The organism is Bacillus mojavensis (assembly GCF_012648005.1).
In the GTDB taxonomy this organism is placed as follows: domain Bacteria; phylum Bacillota; class Bacilli; order Bacillales; family Bacillaceae; genus Bacillus; species Bacillus mojavensis.
Genome location: NZ_CP051464.1, coordinates 2,286,404 through 2,307,685, shown reverse-complemented (window position 1 = coordinate 2,307,685; position 21,282 = coordinate 2,286,404). Strand labels below are relative to the sequence as shown.

General features: G+C 45.2%; 20 protein-coding genes. 16 read left to right on the top strand and 4 right to left on the bottom strand.

The features are described 5' to 3' along the window. Positions 1-3: 3 nt before the first annotated feature. From mmgD to prpB, 3 genes are read left to right on the top strand one after another with little or no spacing between them, the layout of a single operon-like run. Entirely contained in the window at positions 4-1,128 is a 1,125-nt protein-coding gene (mmgD, locus tag HC660_RS12000) for a citrate synthase (RefSeq protein WP_168748202.1), read from the top strand. Between the two features lie 14 nt (positions 1,129-1,142). After that, a complete protein-coding gene (locus HC660_RS11995) occupies positions 1,143-2,561 on the top strand; it encodes a bifunctional 2-methylcitrate dehydratase/aconitate hydratase (protein ID WP_168748201.1) in 1,419 nt (472 codons plus the stop codon). 16 nt (positions 2,562-2,577) lie between these two features. Next, on the top strand, positions 2,578-3,483 hold the full coding sequence (prpB, locus tag HC660_RS11990) for a methylisocitrate lyase (protein ID WP_168748200.1): 906 nt from the start codon (positions 2,578-2,580) through the stop codon (positions 3,481-3,483). A gap of 35 nt (positions 3,484-3,518) precedes the next feature. Here the strand turns inward: prpB and HC660_RS11985 are convergent, their stop codons facing one another. Further along, positions 3,519-3,761, bottom strand: coding sequence for a DUF2627 domain-containing protein (locus HC660_RS11985; RefSeq protein ID WP_168748199.1), 243 nt, complete (start codon positions 3,759-3,761; stop codon positions 3,519-3,521). A 151-nt stretch (positions 3,762-3,912) separates the two neighbouring features. Here HC660_RS11985 and HC660_RS11980 point away from each other — a divergent pair, with 151 nt between their 5' ends. The 8 genes from HC660_RS11980 (at position 3,913) to HC660_RS11945 (ending at position 13,968) form a co-directional block, all read left to right on the top strand. Continuing rightward, positions 3,913-5,991: a sigma-54 interaction domain-containing protein gene (locus HC660_RS11980; RefSeq protein ID WP_168748198.1), complete on the top strand. Its 2,079-nt coding sequence runs from the start codon at positions 3,913-3,915 to the stop codon at positions 5,989-5,991. A 124-nt stretch (positions 5,992-6,115) separates the two neighbouring features. After that, the gene (gene yqiS, locus HC660_RS11975; RefSeq protein ID WP_168748197.1) at positions 6,116-7,015 is read left to right on the top strand and encodes a phosphate butyryltransferase; all 900 of its coding nucleotides are present in this window, start codon (positions 6,116-6,118) and stop codon (positions 7,013-7,015) included. An 11-nt stretch (positions 7,016-7,026) separates the two neighbouring features. Continuing rightward, positions 7,027-8,121, top strand: coding sequence for a branched-chain amino acid dehydrogenase (bcd, locus tag HC660_RS11970; protein WP_024121987.1), 1,095 nt, complete (start codon positions 7,027-7,029; stop codon positions 8,119-8,121). 23 nt (positions 8,122-8,144) lie between these two features. After that, positions 8,145-9,230, top strand: a complete 1,086-nt coding sequence (gene buk, locus HC660_RS11965) for a butyrate kinase (RefSeq protein WP_168748196.1) — start codon at positions 8,145-8,147, stop codon at positions 9,228-9,230. A gap of 15 nt (positions 9,231-9,245) precedes the next feature. After that, positions 9,246-10,670: a dihydrolipoyl dehydrogenase gene (gene lpdA / locus HC660_RS11960; protein ID WP_168748195.1), complete on the top strand. Its 1,425-nt coding sequence runs from the start codon at positions 9,246-9,248 to the stop codon at positions 10,668-10,670. 21 nt (positions 10,671-10,691) lie between these two features. Continuing rightward, positions 10,692-11,684 (top strand): 3-methyl-2-oxobutanoate dehydrogenase subunit alpha, encoded by a 993-nt coding sequence (bfmBAA, locus tag HC660_RS11955; protein WP_168748194.1) that lies wholly within the window; start codon positions 10,692-10,694, stop codon positions 11,682-11,684. 13 nt (positions 11,685-11,697) lie between these two features. Further along, positions 11,698-12,681, top strand: coding sequence for a 3-methyl-2-oxobutanoate dehydrogenase subunit beta (gene bfmBAB / locus HC660_RS11950; RefSeq protein WP_103672249.1), 984 nt, complete (start codon positions 11,698-11,700; stop codon positions 12,679-12,681). Positions 12,682-12,702: 21 nt separating this feature from the next. Beyond that, positions 12,703-13,968, top strand: a complete 1,266-nt coding sequence (locus tag HC660_RS11945; protein WP_168748193.1) for a dihydrolipoamide acetyltransferase family protein — start codon at positions 12,703-12,705, stop codon at positions 13,966-13,968. A gap of 61 nt (positions 13,969-14,029) precedes the next feature. Here HC660_RS11945 and HC660_RS11940 read toward each other — a convergent pair whose 3' ends face one another. The 3 genes from HC660_RS11940 to HC660_RS11930 form a co-directional block, all read right to left on the bottom strand. Beyond that, complete coding sequence (locus HC660_RS11940; RefSeq protein WP_029441362.1) at positions 14,030-14,866, bottom strand: MerR family transcriptional regulator; 837 nt, start codon at positions 14,864-14,866, stop codon at positions 14,030-14,032. A gap of 69 nt (positions 14,867-14,935) precedes the next feature. Then, positions 14,936-16,105 (bottom strand): multidrug efflux MFS transporter Bmr, encoded by a 1,170-nt coding sequence (bmr, locus tag HC660_RS11935; RefSeq protein ID WP_168748192.1) that lies wholly within the window; start codon positions 16,103-16,105, stop codon positions 14,936-14,938. A gap of 122 nt (positions 16,106-16,227) precedes the next feature. Continuing rightward, positions 16,228-17,121, bottom strand: a complete 894-nt coding sequence (locus tag HC660_RS11930; RefSeq protein ID WP_168748191.1) for a YegS/Rv2252/BmrU family lipid kinase — start codon at positions 17,119-17,121, stop codon at positions 16,228-16,230. A gap of 161 nt (positions 17,122-17,282) precedes the next feature. On the opposite strand from HC660_RS11930, the gene brxB reads away from it, so the two are divergent. From brxB to HC660_RS11905, 5 genes are all read left to right on the top strand, one after another. Further along, on the top strand, positions 17,283-17,720 hold the full coding sequence (gene brxB, locus HC660_RS11925) for a bacilliredoxin BrxB (RefSeq protein ID WP_024121978.1): 438 nt from the start codon (positions 17,283-17,285) through the stop codon (positions 17,718-17,720). 266 nt (positions 17,721-17,986) lie between these two features. Continuing rightward, positions 17,987-18,754 (top strand): arginine ABC transporter substrate-binding protein ArtP, encoded by a 768-nt coding sequence (gene artP, locus HC660_RS11920; RefSeq protein WP_010334857.1) that lies wholly within the window; start codon positions 17,987-17,989, stop codon positions 18,752-18,754. A 79-nt stretch (positions 18,755-18,833) separates the two neighbouring features. Next, a complete protein-coding gene (gene artQ / locus HC660_RS11915; protein WP_014664528.1) occupies positions 18,834-19,493 on the top strand; it encodes an arginine ABC transporter permease ArtQ in 660 nt (219 codons plus the stop codon). After that, entirely contained in the window at positions 19,486-20,208 is a 723-nt protein-coding gene (artM, locus tag HC660_RS11910) for an arginine ABC transporter ATP-binding protein ArtM (RefSeq protein WP_168748190.1), read from the top strand. Before artQ ends, artM begins: the two co-directional genes overlap by 8 nt. Before the next feature lie 71 nt (positions 20,209-20,279). Beyond that, positions 20,280-21,248, top strand: coding sequence for an aromatic acid exporter family protein (locus HC660_RS11905; RefSeq protein WP_010334854.1), 969 nt, complete (start codon positions 20,280-20,282; stop codon positions 21,246-21,248). Positions 21,249-21,282 lie beyond the last annotated feature (34 nt).

Genomic DNA, 21,282 nt, shown 5'->3' with positions numbered 1-21,282 from the left:
GATATGGATGGTAAACAGCATTTTTCTCCAGGTCTTGACGGGGTCGTCGCAGCAGAAACGAATATTTCTTATCTTGACACACAGTATAGTCAGATATTGATTCGAGGCTATGATTTAATAGATCTTTCAAAAACCAAAAGCTATCTTGAACTGGTGCATCTATTGCTGGAGGGGAGGCTGCCGGCTGACAATGAAACGGAAACGGTCAAAAGGAAGGTCAACAGGGCTTCAAACCTGCCGGCTGACATTGTCCGTCTGCTTGAGCTGCTGCCTGAACATACTCATCCGATGGATAGTTTGCGAACCGGGGTGTCAGCTCTTGCCGGCTACGACCGCCAAATTGAAGATCGATCGCCTTCTGCAAACAAGGAGCGCGCCTATCAGCTTTTAGGAAAAATGCCTGCTCTCACAGCAAGCAGCTATAGAATGATAAATAAAGGAAAACCAATTTCCCCGCTTCAGCACCTATCCTACAGCGCGAATTTCTTATACATGATGACGGGAAAAATACCATCCGCATTGGAAGAGCGGATCTTTGACCGTTCACTTATCCTGTACAGCGAGCATGAGATGCCAAATTCAACCTTTACAGCCAGGGTGATTGCCTCAACACAATCGGATCTTTATGGCGCATTGACAGGAGCTGTAGCATCTTTGAAGGGAAATCTACATGGCGGCGCAAACGAAGCGGTCATGTATATGCTCTTAGAGGCAAAAACAACGCCTGATTTTGAACAAATCCTGTTATCAAAACTGAGAAAAAAAGAAAAAATTATGGGCTTCGGCCACCGGGTGTATATGAAAAAAATGGACCCGAGAGCGCTTATGATGAAAGAAGCGCTTCAGCAACTATGCGATCAAGCCGGCGATCATCGCTTATACGAAATGTGTGAAGCGGGGGAGCAGCTGATGGAGCGGGAAAAAGGGCTTTATCCGAATTTGGATTATTATGCCGCCCCGGTGTATTGGATGCTTGGCATACCAATTCCATTGTATACGCCTGTTTTTTTCAGTGCGAGAACGGCAGGCTTGTGCGCACATGTGATGGAACAGCATTCCAATAACCGCTTGTTCCGCCCTCGTGTCCGCTATACCGGCCCGCGATATGAGAACAAATCCAAATCATGAAAGGAATTGGTCGAATGTTGAAAACGGATCATGTCATGGAAGAAATAACAGACTATGTGCTTGAGAAAGAGATTACGAGTTCAGAAGCGTTTACAACGGCAGGTCACGTTTTGCTTGATACACTCGGCTGCGGGATTTTAGCGCTCCGTTATCCCGAATGCACCAAGCTGCTCGGCCCGATTGTCCCCGGAACCCATGTGCCAAACGGAAGCAGAGTGCCGGGAACGTCATATGTTCTTGATCCTGTACGGGCAGCATTTAACATAGGGTGTATGATCCGCTGGCTTGATTACAACGATACGTGGCTTGCTGCGGAGTGGGGGCATCCGTCAGATAATTTGGGCGGCATTCTTGCGACGGCTGATTATGTATCAAGAGTGAGGCTGTCTGAAGGAAAAGAGCCATTAACGGTCCGTGACATCCTTGAAGCGATGATTAAGGCTCACGAAATTCAAGGTGTGCTGGCGTTAGAAAACAGCTTAAACCGAGTCGGTCTTGATCATGTGTTGTTTGTCAAGGTGGCAACGACGGCTGTAGCCGCAAAGCTGCTGGGCGGTGGTAGGGAAGAAATCAATCATGCGCTTTCGAATGCTTGGATTGACAATGCAGCCTTGAGGACATACCGGCATGCACCTAATACAGGTTCGCGCAAATCGTGGGCCGCAGGAGATGCGACCAGCAGGGGCGTTCATCTCGCACTGATGGCGTTAAAAGGCGAAATGGGTTATCCGACAGCTTTGACCGCTCCGGGATGGGGCTTTCAAGACGTATTATTCAATAAGAAAGAGATCAAGCTTGCCCGCCCGCTTGACGCTTATGTCATGGAAAATGTGTTGTTCAAAGTCTCTTATCCTGCGGAATTCCACGCCCAGACAGCGGCAGAGTGTGCCGTCATTCTTCATCCGCAGGTCAAAGACCGTATCGATGAAATTGACCGTGTTGTCATCAGAACGCATGAATCAGCTATTCGCATCATTGATAAAAAAGGCCCTCTGCATAATCCGGCGGATCGCGATCATTGTCTGCAATACATCACAGCGATTGGTTTAATATTCGGTGATATCACTGCACAGCACTATGAGGCAGATACGGCAAGTGATCCAAGAATAGATAAGCTTCGAGAAAAAATGGAAGTAACTGAAAACAAAGCATATACTGAAGATTACCTCAAACCAGATAAACGCTCCATTTCAAATGCCGTTCAGATTCATTTTAAAGACGGAACGAGTACAGAGATGGTTGAATGTGAATTTCCGCTGGGGCATCGTTTTCGAAGAGAAGAGGCTGTGCCAAAATTGTTAGAAAAGTTTTCTGCGAATCTCAAAACCCATTTTTCTGAGAAACAGCAAAACCATATTTACAAGAACTGCACCAGTTATGAAACATTGCAAACCATGCGTGTAAACGATTTTGTCGATATGTTCTGTATGTAAAAGGAGGACTCGCATCATGTCTTGGATCGTCAATAAGCAATCGTCACAAGAAGAGCTTGCTGAACGCTTCCGCAAGCTGATGTGTGCGCCGGAAATATTGCAAATTCCCGGCGCTCATGACGGGATGGCCGCCTTGCTTGCGAAGGAGGCCGGTTTTTCTGCCTTATACTTATCGGGTGCGGCTTATACGGCCAGCAGGGGGCTGCCTGATCTCGGAATTGTTACGTCGGCAGAAATGGCCGAACGGGCAAAAGATCTTGTCCGCGCAGCAGACCTGCCATTGCTCGTTGATATCGATACGGGCTTTGGCGGGGTATTAAACGCTGCCCGCACTGCCCGCGAGATGCTGGAGGCAAGAGTGGCAGCTGTGCAAATAGAGGACCAGCAGCTTCCGAAAAAATGCGGACATTTGAATGGCAAACAGCTTGTCCCGGCTCAGGAATTGGTGCAAAAAATAAAAGCCATCAAACAAGCGGCGCCATCACTTGTCATTGTCGCCCGTACAGATGCAAGAGCGCAGGAAGGACTTGCATCCGCCATAAAACGCGCTTCGGCATACATTGAGGCGGGAGCGGACGCAATTTTCCCGGAAGCGCTTCAAACGGAAAACGAATTTCGCGAGTTTGCTAAACAGATCCCTGTCCCGCTTCTTGCCAATATGACAGAGTTTGGGCAAACGCCCTATTATCATGCTGATGAATTTGCTGCTATGGGGTTTCAGATGGTGATCTATCCTGTCACCACGCTCAGAGCTGCGGCAAAGGCTTATGAACGGATGTTTAGCCTGATAAGGGAGCGCGGGTCGCAAAAAGAAGGGCTTGATGATATGCAGACACGTAAGGAACTGTATGAAACGATTTCTTATTATGATTATGAAGCGCTGGACAAAACGATTGCCAAGACTGTCTTGCCTGATGAATAGTGCGAACAAAAAAGCCGGAGCGCGCTCCGGCTTTTTTACATCTTTTGTTTTCTGAATCGCGGACTGACTTGATTGCGTTTTCTGTCTCTGTACAAGATGAACCCGGCCAGCACATACAGGCCGAAAACAAAAAAGATAAATCCTGATAAACCTTGGAGCCAAAGAGAAGAAAACGGCTTTACCGTATGGCCGAAAAGCATATCTCTCATCAGTTTAATGCCCAAAGCAGAAATGGCGCCGGGGAGCACTAAAATCAAAAGCGCAAAAAGTCGGCTCATGTTCAGAAAACCCCTTTATTTTTCATTTCCTTTATTGTCCAGCGGAAAAAATATTTTGTCAAGAGAAGAAAACGTGGTAACATAGGGTTGTGCAAATTATTGCAACGGAAAAAACAGGTATGCAAATTTTTTCATACAAAGGGGTATCGGGATGCAGAAGGTACTGATCGTAGGTGCCGGTAAAAGGGGAACGGCGTTATTACAAATTCTCATTAAAACAGCCATCATAGACATTATTGCCGTGGTTGACAAAAACCCCGAAGCGCCGGGATTAAAAGAAGCAAAACATTATGGAATTGCCGTTTCATCAGATTGGAAACCATACATACAACAAAAGCCGGATATCGTCATTCATACAACGGGTGATCAAGCTGTACTTGACGAACTCCTTCAGGAAAAGCATGAGCAGACCATTGTTATGCCGGGAAAGATGGCTTATATTGTGTTTCAGCTCATGGAAGAAAAACAGCAGCTGATTCAAATGTTAAAAGAACAAACCTACAAACATGACCGGATCTTTAATTCCACCCATGACGGGATGATTTTTATTGATATCAATGAAGAGATCATTCTGTTTAATCATATGGCTGAAAAAATGGTGGGAAAAAAACGCGAGGAAGTCATTGGGCGCCCGATCAAAGAAGTCATCCCAAGCACTAAGATGCCTCGGATTTTAAAAACAAGAGAGCCTGAATACAATCAAAAGCAGCTTTTGGGTGAAAATTTGCAAATTGTAACAACCAGGCTGCCGATCATTGATGAAGGCGGACGTCTGCTCGGAGCACTCTGTGTATTTAAGGATATTACAGATGCGGTCGAGCTGGCGGAGGAAGTGACAAATCTAAAACAGGTGCGCACGATGCTGGAGGCGATTATACAATCCTCTGATGAGGCGATTTCTGTCGTTGATGAAAATGGCATTGGCCTGTTGATCAATAAAGCATACACAAAAATGACGGGACTTTCTGAAAAAGAAGTCATCGGCAAGCCGGCGAGCACTGATATTTCTGAAGGAGAAAGCATGCATTTAAAGGTGCTTGAGACAAGACGCCCAGTGCGCGGCGTCAGAATGAAGGTCGGCCCGAATGAAAAGGAGGTCATCGTCAATGTGGCGCCGGTGATTGTGGATGGCATTTTAAAAGGAAGTGTCGGCGTGATCCATGACGTGTCAGAAATTAAAATGCTGACCGCAGAGCTTAACAGGGCCAGACAGATTATCCGCACGCTCGAAGCGAAATATACCTTCGACGACATTATCGGAAAAAGTGAGCAAATGCTGGTTGCGCTTGAGCAGGCGAAGCTCGGAGCGAAAACACCGGCAACGATTTTGCTGCGCGGAGAATCGGGCACTGGAAAAGAGCTGTTTGCCCATGCCATCCATAACGAAAGCGACAGGAAATACAATAAATTCATCCGCGTAAACTGCGCCGCTCTTTCAGAAAATCTTCTGGAATCGGAACTGTTTGGCTACGAGGAAGGCGCGTTTTCGGGAGCAAAGCGTGGCGGCAAGAAGGGCTTATTTGAAGAAGCCAATAACGGCAGTATTTTCTTAGACGAAATCGGCGAGCTGACGCAAAATATGCAGGCGAAGCTGCTGCGCGTTCTTCAAGAAAAAGAGATCGTCAGAGTGGGAGGCACGAAGGCAATCCCTGTTAATGTGAGAATTATTGCAGCCACAAATGTAAATATCGAAAAAGCAATGGCGGATGGAACGTTCCGTGAAGATCTGTATTACCGTATTAATCGTTATCCCATCTCTATTCCCCCATTGCGTCAGCGGATTGAAGACATTGAAGCACTCAGTGAAAGGCTCATTCAAAAAATTAACCGGGATTATGGCCGGAATGTAAAGGGACTGACGCAGCAGGCTTTGCGGGCATTGTCGGCTTACCATTGGCCGGGGAATGTCCGCGAGCTGGAAAATGTCCTTGGACGAGCAATGATTTTTCTGAAGCCGCACATGGAATGGATTGAAAAAGAGCATTTGCCTGTATTTGAAATAGAACAAAAAGAAAACAGCGCAGAACAGGGAGCGGGTTTTGATTATCCTGACATCGAAGGCGAAAAGCTGTCTAAGGCCGTTGAAAAATTTGAGGCTCACTTGATTCAGCAAACGCTGGAAAAGCATCATTTTAACCGTACGAAAACAGCGAAAGCTCTCGGCGTCAGCATTCGAAATTTATATTACAAAATGGATAAATACGGCCTTGCAAATGAAGGCATGCAATAATTTGCAGAATAAGCGCAAACGTCTGCACGAATCTTTCTTCGCATCCATCATGACAGCATCGCACCGAGCTGGCATAAAACTTGCATAATAAAAAGCGGAGTCGAGACAAGAAAGGTGGTAACTGATGAAGCTGAAAGATTTGATCGGCAAAGCGTCGATGCACAAAAACAAGACCATTGCGGTTGCTCATGCTGAGGATGAGGAAGTGATCCGGGCTGTGAAACTGGCAGCCGAGCATTTGTCCGTCCGTTTTTTATTAGTGGGCGACAGCAAAAAACTGAACGACTTGACATCATCCATGCAAGGGCATCAAGTGGAAATCATTCATGCCAATACGCCGGAGGAATCAGCGAAGCTAGCGGTTCGCGCTGTTCATCTAAAAACAGCGGATGTCTTAATGAAAGGGAATGTGCCGACGTCTGTTTTGCTTAAAGCGGTATTAAACAAACAGGAAGGGCTGCGGAAATCCCGTGTCCTTTCTCATGTGGCCGTGTTTGATATTCCCGGTTTTGAGAGACTGATATTTGTGACAGATTCGGCTATGAACATCGCCCCTTCGCTGGAGGAGCTTCAGCAGATTCTTCAAAATGCTGTTCATGTCGCGCGTGCAGTAGGGAACAATATGCCAAAAGCGGCTGCCCTTGCAGCGGTAGAAACGGTAAATCCGAAGATGGAAGCGACGGTCAATGCAGCTGCTCTCGCCCAAATGTACAAAAGAGGGCAGATTAAAGGGTGCATTGTAGATGGTCCGCTTGCCTTAGATAATGCAGTATCGCAAATCGCTGCGGCTCAGAAAAAGATTTCGGGGGACGTAGCGGGCAGCGCCGATATTCTTCTCGTTCCTTCGATTGAAGCGGGAAATATTTTATATAAATCACTGATTTATTTTGCAAAAGCACACGTGGCGGCTGTCATTACGGGAGCCAAAGCGCCGATTGCATTAACGAGCCGAGCGGATTCCGCTGAAAACAAACTGTATTCGATCGCGCTGGCATTATGCGCATCTGAAGAATACACACTTTAGGAGGAACTGATATGGAACTGTTTAAATATATGGAGCAATACGATTATGAGCAATTGGTTTTCTGCCAAGACGAACAATCAGGATTAAAAGCAATTATCGCAATTCATGATACGACGCTGGGACCTGCACTTGGCGGAACGAGAATGTGGACATATGAAAATGAAGAAGCTGCAATTGAGGACGCACTCAGACTTGCAAGAGGCATGACCTATAAAAACGCGGCGGCAGGCTTAAACCTGGGAGGCGGAAAAACGGTCATCATCGGCGATCCGCGCAAGGATAAAAATGAAGAAATGTTCCGCGCGTTTGGCCGCTATATTCAAGGGCTTAACGGCAGATATATTACGGCTGAGGATGTCGGCACAACGGTTGAGGATATGGATATCATTCATGATGAAACAGATTTTGTCACAGGTATTTCCCCTGCATTCGGCTCTTCGGGAAATCCGTCTCCTGTTACGGCTTACGGAGTGTATAAAGGCATGAAGGCTGCCGCTAAAGCTGCATTCGGCACAGACTCTCTTGAAGGAAAAACCATCGCTGTACAGGGTGTTGGCAACGTGGCTTACAATCTATGCCGCCACCTTCATGAAGAAGGAGCAAGCTTAATCGTTACGGATATCAACAAGCAATCAGTTGAACGTGCGGTACAAGATTTTGGTGCACGTGCAGTTGATCCAGAAGATATTTATTCACAAAACTGCGATATTTATGCGCCGTGTGCTCTTGGTGCAACCATCAATGACGATACTATTAAGCAGCTGAAAGCAAAAGTGATTGCAGGCGCGGCTAACAATCAGCTGAAAGAAACTCGCCACGGCGATCAAATTCACGAAATGGGCATTGTTTACGCACCGGACTACGTCATCAACGCGGGCGGCGTTATCAATGTGGCGGATGAGCTTTACGGCTATAATGCGGAACGTGCACTGAAAAAGGTTGAGGGCATTTACGCTAATATTGAACGGGTCCTTGACATTTCCCAGCGTGACGGCATTCCGACGTATTTAGCGGCTGACCGCTTGGCTGAAGAGCGAATTGAACGCAATCGCCGCTCAAGAAGCCAGTTTTTGCAGAACGGCCACCATATATTAAGCAGACGCTAAGAAATTGATCTGGAGGTTTTGAAATGCAACATGCTGAAAAACGCATTCTCACCATTAATCCAGGCTCAACTTCGACGAAAATCGGTGTTTTTCATAATGAACGCAGTATTTTTGAAAAAACACTGAGACACAACATAGAAGAGCTGCAGCAGTTCGACCATATTATTGACCAGTATGAGTTTCGAAAAAAGCATATCCTCGAAACGCTTCATGAACAAGGCATTAATATCTCGAAATTTGATGCTGTCTGTGCCAGAGGCGGTCTTCTCCGCCCGATAGAAGGCGGGACATATGAAGTGAATGACGACATGATTGAGGACTTAAAAAGCGGTTATGCCGGACAGCATGCCTCCAATTTAGGAGGCATTATCGCAAGAGAAATTGCTGACGGTCTCAACATTCCATCTTATATTGTGGATCCTGTTGTAGTTGACGAAATGTCAGAGCTCGCTAAAATGTCAGGCATGCCTGAAATTGAACGGAAAAGCATTTTTCATGCTTTAAATCAAAAAGCTGTCGCCCGTAAGGCGGCAGCCTCTCTTGGCAAACGATATGAGCATATGAAAATGATTATTACTCACATGGGCGGCGGCATTACAATAGGGGTGCATGATCGGGGCCGGGTGGTGGATGTCAACAACGGCCTTCACGGAGAGGGGCCGTTCAGTCCTGAACGCGCAGGAACAGTGCCTGCGGGGGATCTCGTCAATTTATGCTTTTCAGGAAAATATACAAAAGAAGAAATGATGAAAAAACTGGTCGGAACCGGCGGGCTCTCCGGTTATCTCGGTACAAATGACGCTGTGAAAGTTGAACAAATGATTCAGGGGGGCGATGAAAAAGCCCGCTTAATTTTTGATGCCATGGCGTATCAGGTAGCGAAGGAAATCGGAGCAGCAAGCGCCGTATTAAAAGGCGAAGTCGAGGCCATTGTTCTGACAGGAGGTCTGGCTTACGGCAAAAGCTTTGTTTCCAGCATCAGCTCATACATAGATTGGATTTCGGACGTTTTAGTTTATCCGGGAGAAAACGAACTGCAATCTCTGGCCCAAGGGGCGCTCAGGGTATTGCAGGGCGAAGAGCAATCCAAACAATATCGCATTGAATAGACAGGAGTGAGTCAGATGGCAACTGAATATGATGTAGTCATTCTGGGCGGCGGTACAGGCGGTTATGTCGCGGCGATCAGAGCGGCGCAGCTCGGCTTAAAAACAGCCGTTGTAGAAAAAGAAAAGCTTGGCGGAACATGCCTGCATAAAGGCTGTATTCCGAGTAAAGCGCTGCTTAGAAGCGCAGAAGTGTACCGGACAGCCCGTGAAGCCGATCAATTCGGAGTCGAAACGTCCGGCGTGTCCCTCAACTTTGAAAAGGTGCAGCACCGTAAGCAGGCGGTTGTTGATAAGCTTGCAGCGGGCGTGAATCATTTAATGAAAAAAGGAAAAATCGACGTGTACGACGGATATGGGCGCATCCTTGGACCGTCTATTTTCTCTCCGCTGCCGGGAACAATTTCTGTTGAACGGGGAAATGGCGAAGAAAATGACATGCTGATCCCGAAGCAGGTCATTATTGCTACAGGCTCAAGGCCGAGAATGCTGCCGGGTCTGGAAGCGGACGGAGAGTTTGTTTTAACGTCGGATGAAGCGCTCCAAATGGAGGAGCTTCCAAAATCGATGATCATCGTCGGCGGAGGAGTTATTGGAATCGAATGGGCATCCATGCTTCATGACTTTGGCGTAAATGTAACGGTTATCGAATATGCGGACCGGATATTGCCGACTGAAGACCAGGACATTTCAAAAGAAATGCAAAGCCTTCTTAAGAAAAAAGGAATTCAGTTTGTCACAGGAGCTAAAGTGCTGCCTGATACGTTGAAAAAATCATCAGGTGAAATCAGCATACAGGCGGAAAAAGACGGAGAAACCGTCACTTATACATCGGAAAAAATGCTTGTTTCCATTGGCAGACAGGCAAATATCGAAGGCATCGGTTTGGAAAACACCGATGTTGTCACTGAAAATGGCGTCATCTCTGTTAACGGCAGCTGCCAGACGAAAGAATCTCATATTTATGCGATCGGGGATGTCATCGGGGGCCTTCAGCTTGCCCACGTGGCGTCACATGAAGGAATTCTTGCAGTGGAGCATATCGCAGGCCTTAATCCGCACCCGCTTGACCCGGCACTTGTACCGAAGTGCATCTATTCCAGCCCGGAAGCAGCTAGTGTGGGTTTAACGGAAGAAGAGGCAAAGGCGAAGGGATTCGATGTCAAAATAGGAAAGTTCCCATTTATGGCGATCGGAAAAGCACTTGTGTACGGGGAAAGCGATGGTTTCGTAAAAATCATAGCTGATCGTGCCACAGATGATATTCTCGGGGTGCATATGATAGGCCCGCATGTCACCGACATGATATCAGAGGCAGGTCTTGCAAAAGTGCTGGATGCGACGCCATGGGAGGTCGGGCAAACGATCCACCCGCACCCGACGCTGTCTGAAGCGATTGGAGAAGCAGCGCTTGCTGCAGATGGCAAAGCCATTCATTTTTAAAAGCATAAAGGAGGCGCTTGAATGAGTACAAACCGACATCAAGCATTAGGGCTGACTGATCAGGAAGCCGTTGATATGTATAGAACCATGCTGTTAGCAAGAAAAATCGATGAAAGAATGTGGCTGTTAAACCGCTCTGGTAAAATCCCGTTTGTTATCTCTTGTCAAGGACAGGAAGCAGCACAAGTAGGAGCAGCTTTCGCCCTTGACCGTGAAACGGATTATGTGCTGCCTTACTATAGAGACATGGGTGTCGTGCTCGCGTTTGGCATGACTGCGAAGGACTTAATGATGTCCGGGTTTGCCAAAGCAGCAGATCCAAACTCAGGAGGCCGCCAAATGCCGGGGCATTTCGGTCAAAAGGAAAACCGGATCGTGACGGGGTCTTCTCCGGTAACAACGCAAGTGCCGCATGCGGTCGGCATTGCGCTGGCTGGACGCATGGAGAAAAAAGATATTGCGGCTTTTGTCACATTTGGAGAAGGATCTTCAAACCAAGGCGATTTCCATGAAGGGGCAAACTTTGCCGCTGTTCATAAGCTTCCGGTTATTTTTATGTGTGAAAACAATAAATACGCAATTTCGGTCCCTTACGATAAGCAAGTGGCCTGTGAAAATATTTCAGATCGTGCCGTAGGCTATGGAATGCCTGGTGTAACGGTGAATGGAAACGATCCGCTCGAAGTTTATCAAGCGGTGAAAGAAGCGCGTGAACGGGCGCGCAGAGGAGAAGGCCCTACCTTAATTGAGACGATTTCTTACCGCCTGACACCGCATTCCAGCGATGACGACGACAGCAGCTACAGAGGCCGCGAAGAAGTAGAGGAAGCGAAAAAAAGTGATCCTCTATTTACTTATCAAGCTTACTTAAAGGAATTAGGCCTGCTGACCGAAGAGATAGAACAAACCATGCTGGACGAAATCATGGCAATCATAAACGAGGCGACAGATGAAGCGGAGAACGCTCCTTATGCAGCTCCTGAGTCAGCGCTCGATTATGTGTATGCGAAGTAGGGAGGAAGTACAAATGTCAGTAATGTCATATATTGATGCGATCAATTTGGCGATGAAAGAAGAAATGGAACGAGATTCACGTGTCTTCGTTCTTGGGGAAGATGTAGGAAAAAAAGGCGGTGTATTTAAAGCCACTGCCGGCCTGTACGAACAATTTGGAGAAGAGCGTGTCATGGATACGCCGCTTGCTGAATCAGCGATCGCCGGAGTCGGTATCGGAGCGGCTATGTACGGCATGAGGCCGATTGCTGAAATGCAGTTTGCTGATTTTATTATGCCGGCGGTAAACCAGATTATTTCCGAGGCTGCTAAAATCCGTTACCGCAGCAACAATGACTGGAGCTGCCCGATCGTTGTCAGAGCGCCGTACGGTGGCGGCGTGCACGGAGCACTTTATCATTCTCAATCAGTGGAAGCAATTTTCGCCAATCAGCCCGGACTGAAAATTGTGATGCCTTCAACGCCATATGACGCGAAAGGACTTTTAAAAGCCGCAGTTCGTGATGAAGATCCGGTGCTGTTTTTTGAGCATAAACGCGCGTACCGTCTGATCAAAGGAGAGGTACCGGCAGATGATTATGTACTTCCTATCGGCAAGGCCGATGTAAAAAGGGAAGGCGACGACATCACGGTGATCACATACGGGCTTTGTGTCCACTTTGCTTTACAGGCTGCAGAACGTCTCGAAAAAGACGGCATTTCTGTACATGTGGTGGATTTAAGAACGGTATACCCGCTTGATCAAGAAGCGATCATCGAAGCCGCATCCAAAACCGGAAAGGTCCTTTTGGTCACAGAAGATACAAAAGAGGGCAGTATCATGAGTGAGGTGGCTGCCATTATATCCGAGCATTGTCTGTTCGATTTAGACGCGCCGATCAAACGGCTTGCAGGTCCTGATATTCCGGCTATGCCTTATGCGCCGACAATGGAAAAATACTTTATGGTCAACCCTGATAAAGTAGAAGCGGCAATGAGAGAATTAGCGGAGTTTTAAAGACGTAAGGAGGATACGATCATGGCAATAGAACAAATGACGATGCCGCAGCTTGGCGAAAGCGTAACGGAGGGCACGATTAGCAAATGGCTCGTCGCCCCTGGAGATAAAGTGAACAAATACGATCCGATTGCAGAAGTCATGACAGATAAGGTAAACGCGGAGGTTCCGTCCTCTTTTACCGGTACAATAACAGAGCTTGTGGGAGAAGAAGGCCAGACCCTGCAAGTCGGAGAAATTATTTGTAAAATCGAAACAGAAGGCGCAAAGCCGGCTGAACAAAAACAAGATCAGACCGAAGCGCCAACTGCCGGGCAAGCAGCTCCTGAAAGCCGCACCGAAGCAGCCAGTCAGGCCAATAAAAAACGTTTGTCTCCAGCCGTACTTCGTTTGGCCGGAGAGCATGGCATTGACCTTGAGCAAGTGACAGGAACGGGAGCCGGCGGAAGGATCACGAGAAAAGATATTCAACGTATCATTGATTCAGGCGGCGTTTCAGAACAGACTGAAGAGCCAAAAGCAGCAGCTCCTGCACCAGTGCAAAAACAGGAGACGAAAGAAGACGTTTCTCATCCTGTTTCAGCAGCCGGAGATAAAGAAATTCCTGTCACAGCTGTTAGAAAAGCGATCGCTTCAAATATGAAACGAAGCAAAACAGAAATTCCTCACGCTTGGACGATGATGGAAGTCGATGTCACAAACATGGTGGCATACCGAAACAGTATAAAAGATTCCTTCAAGAAAACAGAAGGCTTTAATTTAACTTTTTTCGCCTTTTTCGTAAAAGCGGTCGCTCAGGCGTTAAAAGAATTCCCGCAAATGAACAGCATGTGGGCGGGGGACAAAATCATTCAGAAAAAAGATATCAACATTTCAATCGCGGTTGCCACGGAAGATTCTTTATTTGTTCCGGTCATCAAAAACGCTGATGAAAAAACGATTAAAGGCATTGCGAGAGAAATTACCGACCTTGCCAAAAAGGTAAGAGACGGAAAACTGTCAGCAGACGATATGCAGGGAGGAACGTTTACCGTCAACAATACAGGTTCGTTCGGATCTGTTCAGTCGATGGGAATCATCAATTATCCTCAGGCTGCAATTCTTCAAGTGGAATCGATCGTCAAACGCCCGGTTGTCATGGATCATGGCATGATTGCTGTCAGAGATATGGTCAATCTGTGCCTGTCTTTAGATCACAGAGTGCTTGATGGCCTCGTGTGTGGAAGATTCCTGGCACGTGTCAAAGAAATTTTAGAATCGATAGATGAGAAAACATCTGTCTACTAAACAAACAGAAAGAGCATTTTTTGAACGATACCTTCAAAAAATGCTCTTTTTCTATGTACCATTATTCTGCGATTCGGATTTTCATTTCAACCCGATATTCTTCTTGTTTTTTCGGAGAATAATGAATCGGTATGATTAACTCGTAAACATCACTGATAACCGTTAATTGACGGTCCGTGATATACTTGATCAGCTTTTGTAAGTTGAGAAAATAATGCTCTGGCGAGAAATTATAAGCGATACAAACATATTTGCCTTTTGGTATTGTTGTGATTTCCATATCCGGCGTAATCGCAGAAATTTGCTTATTCGTTAAGACAGGCGTGAAAATATGACGGTAAGTCATTTCATCAATGTTGTTGTACGGCTGAAACGAAAAAGTAGCACCGTAGCTATTGTTCGAAAAACCATCGGCTGATTCGATAAATGTTTTTAGTTTGCTGTATGAGGCGTTGAGCACGTTTTCAGGCCCGATTCCCTCTGCCTCTGTCTGTATAATCCGTGTTTCTTCCTCATCTAGAACAAACACCTCACCGAGCGCAGGATATTCCATCTGCCGTTTCATTCGCTTTTTCACCAGAGAAATGGTCTGCTCCAATGTTGATAAAAAATCTAATTTCTCTCTGATTTGCTTTTCCTGCTCTGTATAAAAAGCAAACAGTTCCTCCATCTCTAATTCCTGTGCCTTTTTCATCTCTTCTAAAGGTGTGCCAATATATTTTAATGATTTGATCAAATCTAGATGATAGAGCTGGGAGTCAGTATAATAGCGGTAGTTCGTATCCGGGTCGACGTAGGCGGGTTTGAATAAATCAATCTTATCGTAGTAACGAAGCGCTTTAATCGACACATTTGCCAGTTTTGAAACTTCTCCAATTGAGTAAAACGAGTCCTTCATGCCATCCCCCCTTATGATCAGTATAATGAAAAAGCGCATCCTTTGCAGTACACAAAGAATACGCTACTTTTACATGCTGGCTTTTATATGGGCAGGGGCTTTCCAGACAATGGTCAGCGCAATGCCTATGGCTAAAGCTCCTGTTGCAAAATAGAATGGATAGTTTAAGTCAATATCGAATAGCATTCCCCCGATGATGGGGCCGAATACATTGCCGATGCTGGTAAACATTGAATTCATGCCGCCGGCAAATCCCTGTTCATTTCCCGCAATTTTTGACAGATAGGTTGTTACCGCCGGGCGCATAAGATCAAATCCGACAAATACGGTGAAGGTAACTAATAAAATCGCAGCATAGGAATTTACGAGGGTCAGCAAAAACACAAGACTTGTTGAGAGAATTAAGCTGTAGCGGATTAAACGGATTTCCCCAAACCACCTTGTGAAGCGGTCGAATAAGACGACTTGCGTGATGGCTCCGACAATTGCTCCCCCAGTAATCAAAATGGCAATGTCACTGGCCGTAAATCCGAATTTATGATCAACGAATAACGCAAATAAAGATTCAAACGATGCTAACCCAAAAGACGATATTAAAATGATGAGAAAAGCAATGAAATACATAGGTGCAAAAATCCGTTTGAAGCCTGTTTTTTGGCCCTCTATTTTCTCATTCTCAGGATTTCGCTCCGGTTCCCGTAGCGTTAGCATCGATAAAATTGCTGCTATTAACGCAAAGGCTGCCGCAAAGTAGAAAGGCAGACGGGAATGGATTTCCGCTAAAAATCCGCCAATGCCGGGGCCGATAATAAAACCTGTCGAAATAGCGGCTGACATATAGCCGAGCGCTTTCGGCCGTGTTTTAACAGTAGTGATATCGGCGATAAAAGCCGTGACTCCGGGCATAATGAAGGCAGCACTGATACCGCCAAGCATACGGGATATAAATAAAATGTCAACTGTTTTTCCGATGCCGAATAAAAACTCCGAAACACTAAAAAACAATAGACCAATCACGATCATAATTTTACGTCCAAAGCGGTCAACCCAGCGTCCGGCGATTGGTGAAACAATAAGCTGTGTAACAGCGAAACATGCAACCATATAGCCGACTGCGGTACCGGATAAATGCAATTCATTCATAATCGCGGGCGTTACCGGGATCACAAGCCCGATCCCTAAAAAAGCAATGAATAAATTGGTTAATAATATAGCTAATGTGATGTTCTGTTTCTTCATGTAACTTCCCCTTTTTACGAAAGTGTATCCTTTATACTGTAAGACCTCCTCTTAGGGGAGAGTCAACGGATTTCTTTCTATGAAGCTGTTCGCTCTTTATAAAGTCCATTACCAGCGGACAGTTATTCATTGCGGGGAATAAGCATGTCAATGTGCTGCGGAAGGACTTGAATCACAGCGGGTGTATGTGTATACACTTCTCCATCTGTATCAGCCTTTTTGATGGTATCCGTTTCAATTTCGACGCGAGAGGCCTGAACATAGGACAGCTCTCCGGTGAGCCGCTCTATTGAACCCTGTTCCATATTCATTAGCTCGCGCAAAGCGGAGAGGTTGGTGCTGCGGCAAATGAGGATATCGAGTAATCCGTCACTTATACTGGCATCCGGCAGGGGAATTCGATTCGTTCCAATGTATTGTCCGTTCATGACAAGCAGCATAACGGCTTCATCTTTTATCTCTTGCCCATCGATTGTCAATGAAATAGGAAAGGACTCAGCGGATGAGACGGTACGTAACGCGCTTGTAAAATAGCTGATTTTTCCTAATAACGCTTTTTCCGTTTCGTTGATTTGATTCGATGTTTCTGCGATTAGGCCGATCCCCCAAAAATTTAAAAAATAACGATCGTTCATCTGGCATACATCAACCTTGGATTTTTTTCCTGAGACGAGTGCTTCGGCTGCCTTTGCAAGATGTTGAGGAATGCCCAGCACTCTTGAAAAGTCATTGCACGTTCCGCCGGGCAAAATACCGATAGACGGCTTTCTTTCTAAAGAACTGATGCCATTGATGCATTGATGAACTGTACCGTCGCCGCCGAGAATAAAGACAGTCTCGACAGAATCATCTATCGAACGGCAAAAATGATAAGCATCGTCTTTTTTCTTTGTCTGTTTAATGATGACCTCATCTAACGATTGTGATAAAACTGGCACAACAGCTCCTAAAGCTTTTTCTATATTTTTGTTGCCGGCGTTTCCGTTATGAATAAGTAAAGCTTTCCGGTGGCTCATACAAAACTGCTCCTTTATTTATACATCTGATTATATAATTCCCTTATCTTGTAAGGAGTAAACGAAAAGCAAAAAATCCTCCGATATAAGCGGTGGCATTTGCCGATAAGGCGGTTTCCTTGCTATCATAAGAACAGATGATGAAAAAGGAGAGGTCTTCATTGAACATGGACTTTAATTTATTTATGAATGATGTTGTCCGCCAAGCGAGACAAGAAATTACGGCTGCAGGATATACCGAACTGAAAACAGCTGAAGAGGTGGACGAGGCACTTACGAAAAAAGGAACGACGCTTGTCATGGTCAACTCTGTCTGCGGATGCGCGGGCGGGATTGCAAGACCGGCTGCATACCATTCCGTTCATTATGACAAAAGACCTGACCAGCTCGTGACTGTGTTTGCGGGACAGGATAAAGAAGCGACGGCAAGAGCACGCGAATATTTCGAAGGATACCCGCCATCTTCTCCGTCATTTGCTATTCTAAAAGACGGAAAGATCATGAAAATGGTCGAGCGTCATGAAATTGAAGGCCATGAGCCGATGGCAGTTGTCTCAAAACTGCAGGAAGCCTTCGAGGAATATTGCGAAGAAGTATAAGATAAAACCCCGGATGCCCGAGTGGCACGGGGTTTTTTTGTGCATAAAATTCCAAGTTATGATGAATAAATATTAGAGTTTATTCAATGGATGCACTATAAAAGATGTCCTTTTGCCTAGTGATAGGAGAAGATATTGCTGGAAAAATAAGCTTCGAGATAATTTTTAAAAATAGTATTGCATAAAAATAAGAAAGTGTTTAAAATACAAATTAACGAATAAATATTCAAATATGATAAAAGTAATGAATATGGGGGAAATGGATCATGAAAAAATGGCTCTTATTACTGGTAGCTGCGTGCATCACCTTTGCATTATCTGCTTGCGGCTCAAGCAATTCAGGTTCAGAAAGCGGGAAGAAAAAGATAATTATGGGAACTTCGGCGGATTACAAACCGTTTGAATATAAAGATGGCGATAACATTGTCGGTTTTGATGTAGATTTGGCAAAGGCTCTTGCAAAGAAAACCGGCTACGAAATTGAAGTGCAGGATATGGACTTCAACAGCTTAATTACAGCACTGAAATCAAAACAGGTTGATTTGGTTTTGTCAGGAATGACACCGACGCCTGATCGTAAAAAACAAGTTGATTTTTCTGATGTATATTACACAGCGAATCATATGATTGTCAGCAAAAAAGACAGCGGCATTAAGTCTTTAAAAGATCTGAAAGGAAAAACAGTCGGCGTTCAGCTTGGCTCCATTCAAGAAGAGAAGGGGAAAGAGCTTTCACCGGAATATAATTTTAAAACTGAAGACCGCAACAGAATTTCTGATTTGGTGCAGGAAATCAAATCTGACCGTTTTGATGCTGCGATTATCGAAGACATGGTGGCAGAAGGGTATTTCAAATCAAATGATGACCTGCAGGGCTTCGTAATTCCTGATGCGAAAGCGGAGGAAGCCGGTTCAGCGATTGCTTTCAGAAAAGACAGTGAACTGACGGACAAATTCAATAAAGCCCTCAAAGAAATGCAAGATAATGGAGAGCTCGATAAATTGAAGAAAAAGTGGTTCACTGGCGAGAAGTAAAAAAAGCGGCTCAACTTTTTCGTTGAGCCTTTTTATTGAATAGGAAATTTTTTTCCTGTAAGAAAAGGAGACAAAGGCTATGAATTTGGATTTTTCAGCAACGATCCCCCAAATTCCTTTTATATTAGAAGGCTTAGCAATTACATTAAAAATTGTTGTGGTATCTGCTATTATCGGACTTATATTAGGGATTGTGCTAAGCTTATGCAAGATCAGCACGTTCCGCCCGTTGATCTGGATTGCTGATTTTTACACATCAGTTTTTCGCGGCACGCCTTTAGTGCTGCAGCTTATGATTGTTTATTTCGGGCTCCCGCAGCTGCTCGGCTTTCAAATTGACCAGTTTTGGGCGGCGGTTGTCGCATTGTCACTGAATTCCGCTGCTTATGTATCGGAAATTATCAGAGCGGGAATCAATGCCATTGATAAAGGACAAAAAGAGGCTGCTGTCGCATTGGGTGTTCCGTACGGCAAAATGATGAAGGATCTGCTTTTGCCGCAGGCCTTCAAAAATATATCACCTGCCATTGTAAATGAATTAATTACGTTAACAAAAGAATCGGCGATTGTTACCGTTATTGGTCTTGGCGATGTCATGAGACGCGCGTATCAAGCGGGCGCCGCCACGTACAATTACCTTGAGCCGCTGATTATCGCCGGATTGATTTATTATGTGCTTGTCCTTATTTTAACGTTTATCGGCAAGGCTGTAGAAAGGAAGCTGAAATCCAATGATTAAGGTTGAAAAGCTGTCAAAATCATTTGGGAAACAAGAAGTATTAAAAAACATTTCAACAAACATCGCTGAAGGTGAGGTTGTTGCCGTCATCGGCCCTTCAGGCTCAGGCAAATCCACATTTCTTCGCTGTTTGAATCTTTTGGAGAAGCCTAACGGCGGAACCATCACAATAAAAGATAAAGAGATTACGCAGCCGAAAACCAATACATTAAAGGTGCGGGAAAACATCGGAATGGTATTTCAGCATTTTCATCTTTTTCCGCACAAAACGGTTCTCGAAAATATCATGTACGCGCCTGTAAATGTCAAGAAAGAATCAAAGCAGACTGCACAGGAAAAAGCCGAGGAACTGCTGCGTAAAGTCGGGTTGTTTGAAAAGCGAAATGACTATCCAAACCGTTTATCAGGCGGACAAAAGCAGCGTGTTGCCATCGCCCGTGCTTTGGCAATGAATCCGGAAATCATGCTGTTCGACGAGCCGACATCCGCGCTTGACCCTGAAATGGTCAAAGAAGTGCTCCAGGTTATGAAAGAACTGGTTAAAACCGGGAAGACTATGGTGATCGTTACTCACGAAATGGGCTTTGCAAAAGAAGTGGCCGACCGCGTGTTATTTATGGATGAAGGGATGATTGTCGAGGACGGCAATCCGAAAGAATTTTTTCTTTCGCCAAAATCCAAAAGAGCGCAGGACTTTTTAGAAAAAATATTATAGAATATAGGGAAAAAGAAGAAGGCTTGTGCTTCTTCTTTTTTGTTGAAGAAACAAATAGAATGGAGTCCGACATGTTTAAAATTGGTTACCGCACAATAAAGACCGCACTTGGAACAGCTTTGGCCATTTATATAAGCCAGCTTTTACATCTGCAAAACTTTGCATCAGCAGGGATCATCACCATTTTGTGCATACAAATCACACAAAAACGGTCGCTTCAAGCGTCATGGGCCCGATTTGCAGCATGCTGTCTGGCAATTCTCTTTTCCTATCTCTTTTTCGAACTGATTGGCTATGATCCGTTTGTCATTGGATTGCTTTTGCTGATTTTCATCCCGACAACTGTTGTTTTAAAAATAAACGAAGGGATCGTCACCAGCTCAGTTATTATCCTTCATCTGTATATGTCCGGCGGCATTACGCCCCAATTCATCTGGAATGAAGTCCAGTTAATTACGGTCGGAATCGGCGTTGCTCTTTTAATGAATCTGTATATGCCGAGCCTTGACCGGAAGCTTATCGCCTATCGAAAAAAGATAGAGGACAATTTTGCTGTCATTTTCGCAGAAATCGAACGGTATTTGTTAACTGGTGAGCAAGATTGGACAGGAAAAGAAATTCCGGAAACACACCAGTTAATCACTGAAGCCAAAAACCTGGCGTATCGAGATGTACAAAACCACATTCTGCGCCACGAAAATCAGCACTATCATTATTTTAAAATGAGAGAAAAACAATTTGAAATCATCGAGCGCCTTCTCCCTAAAGTGACATCGATTTCCATTACGGTGGATCAGGGAAAAATGATTGCCGAATTTCTTTGTGATCTGCGGGAAGCAATCCACCCGGGAAATACAGCCTACAAGTTTTTGAAAAGACTTGCTGATATGAGAAAAGAATTCGAGGAGATGCCGCTTCCTGCGACGAGAGAAGAATTTGAAGCAAGAGCCGCACTTTTTCATCTTCTGGGGGAAATGGAGCAATATTTGGTAATCAAAAGTTATTTCAAAGGAATCAAAGCAGAAAAATCGCTCGCTTAACTCGCATGAGCTCATCCTACATTGGTCAACCTAA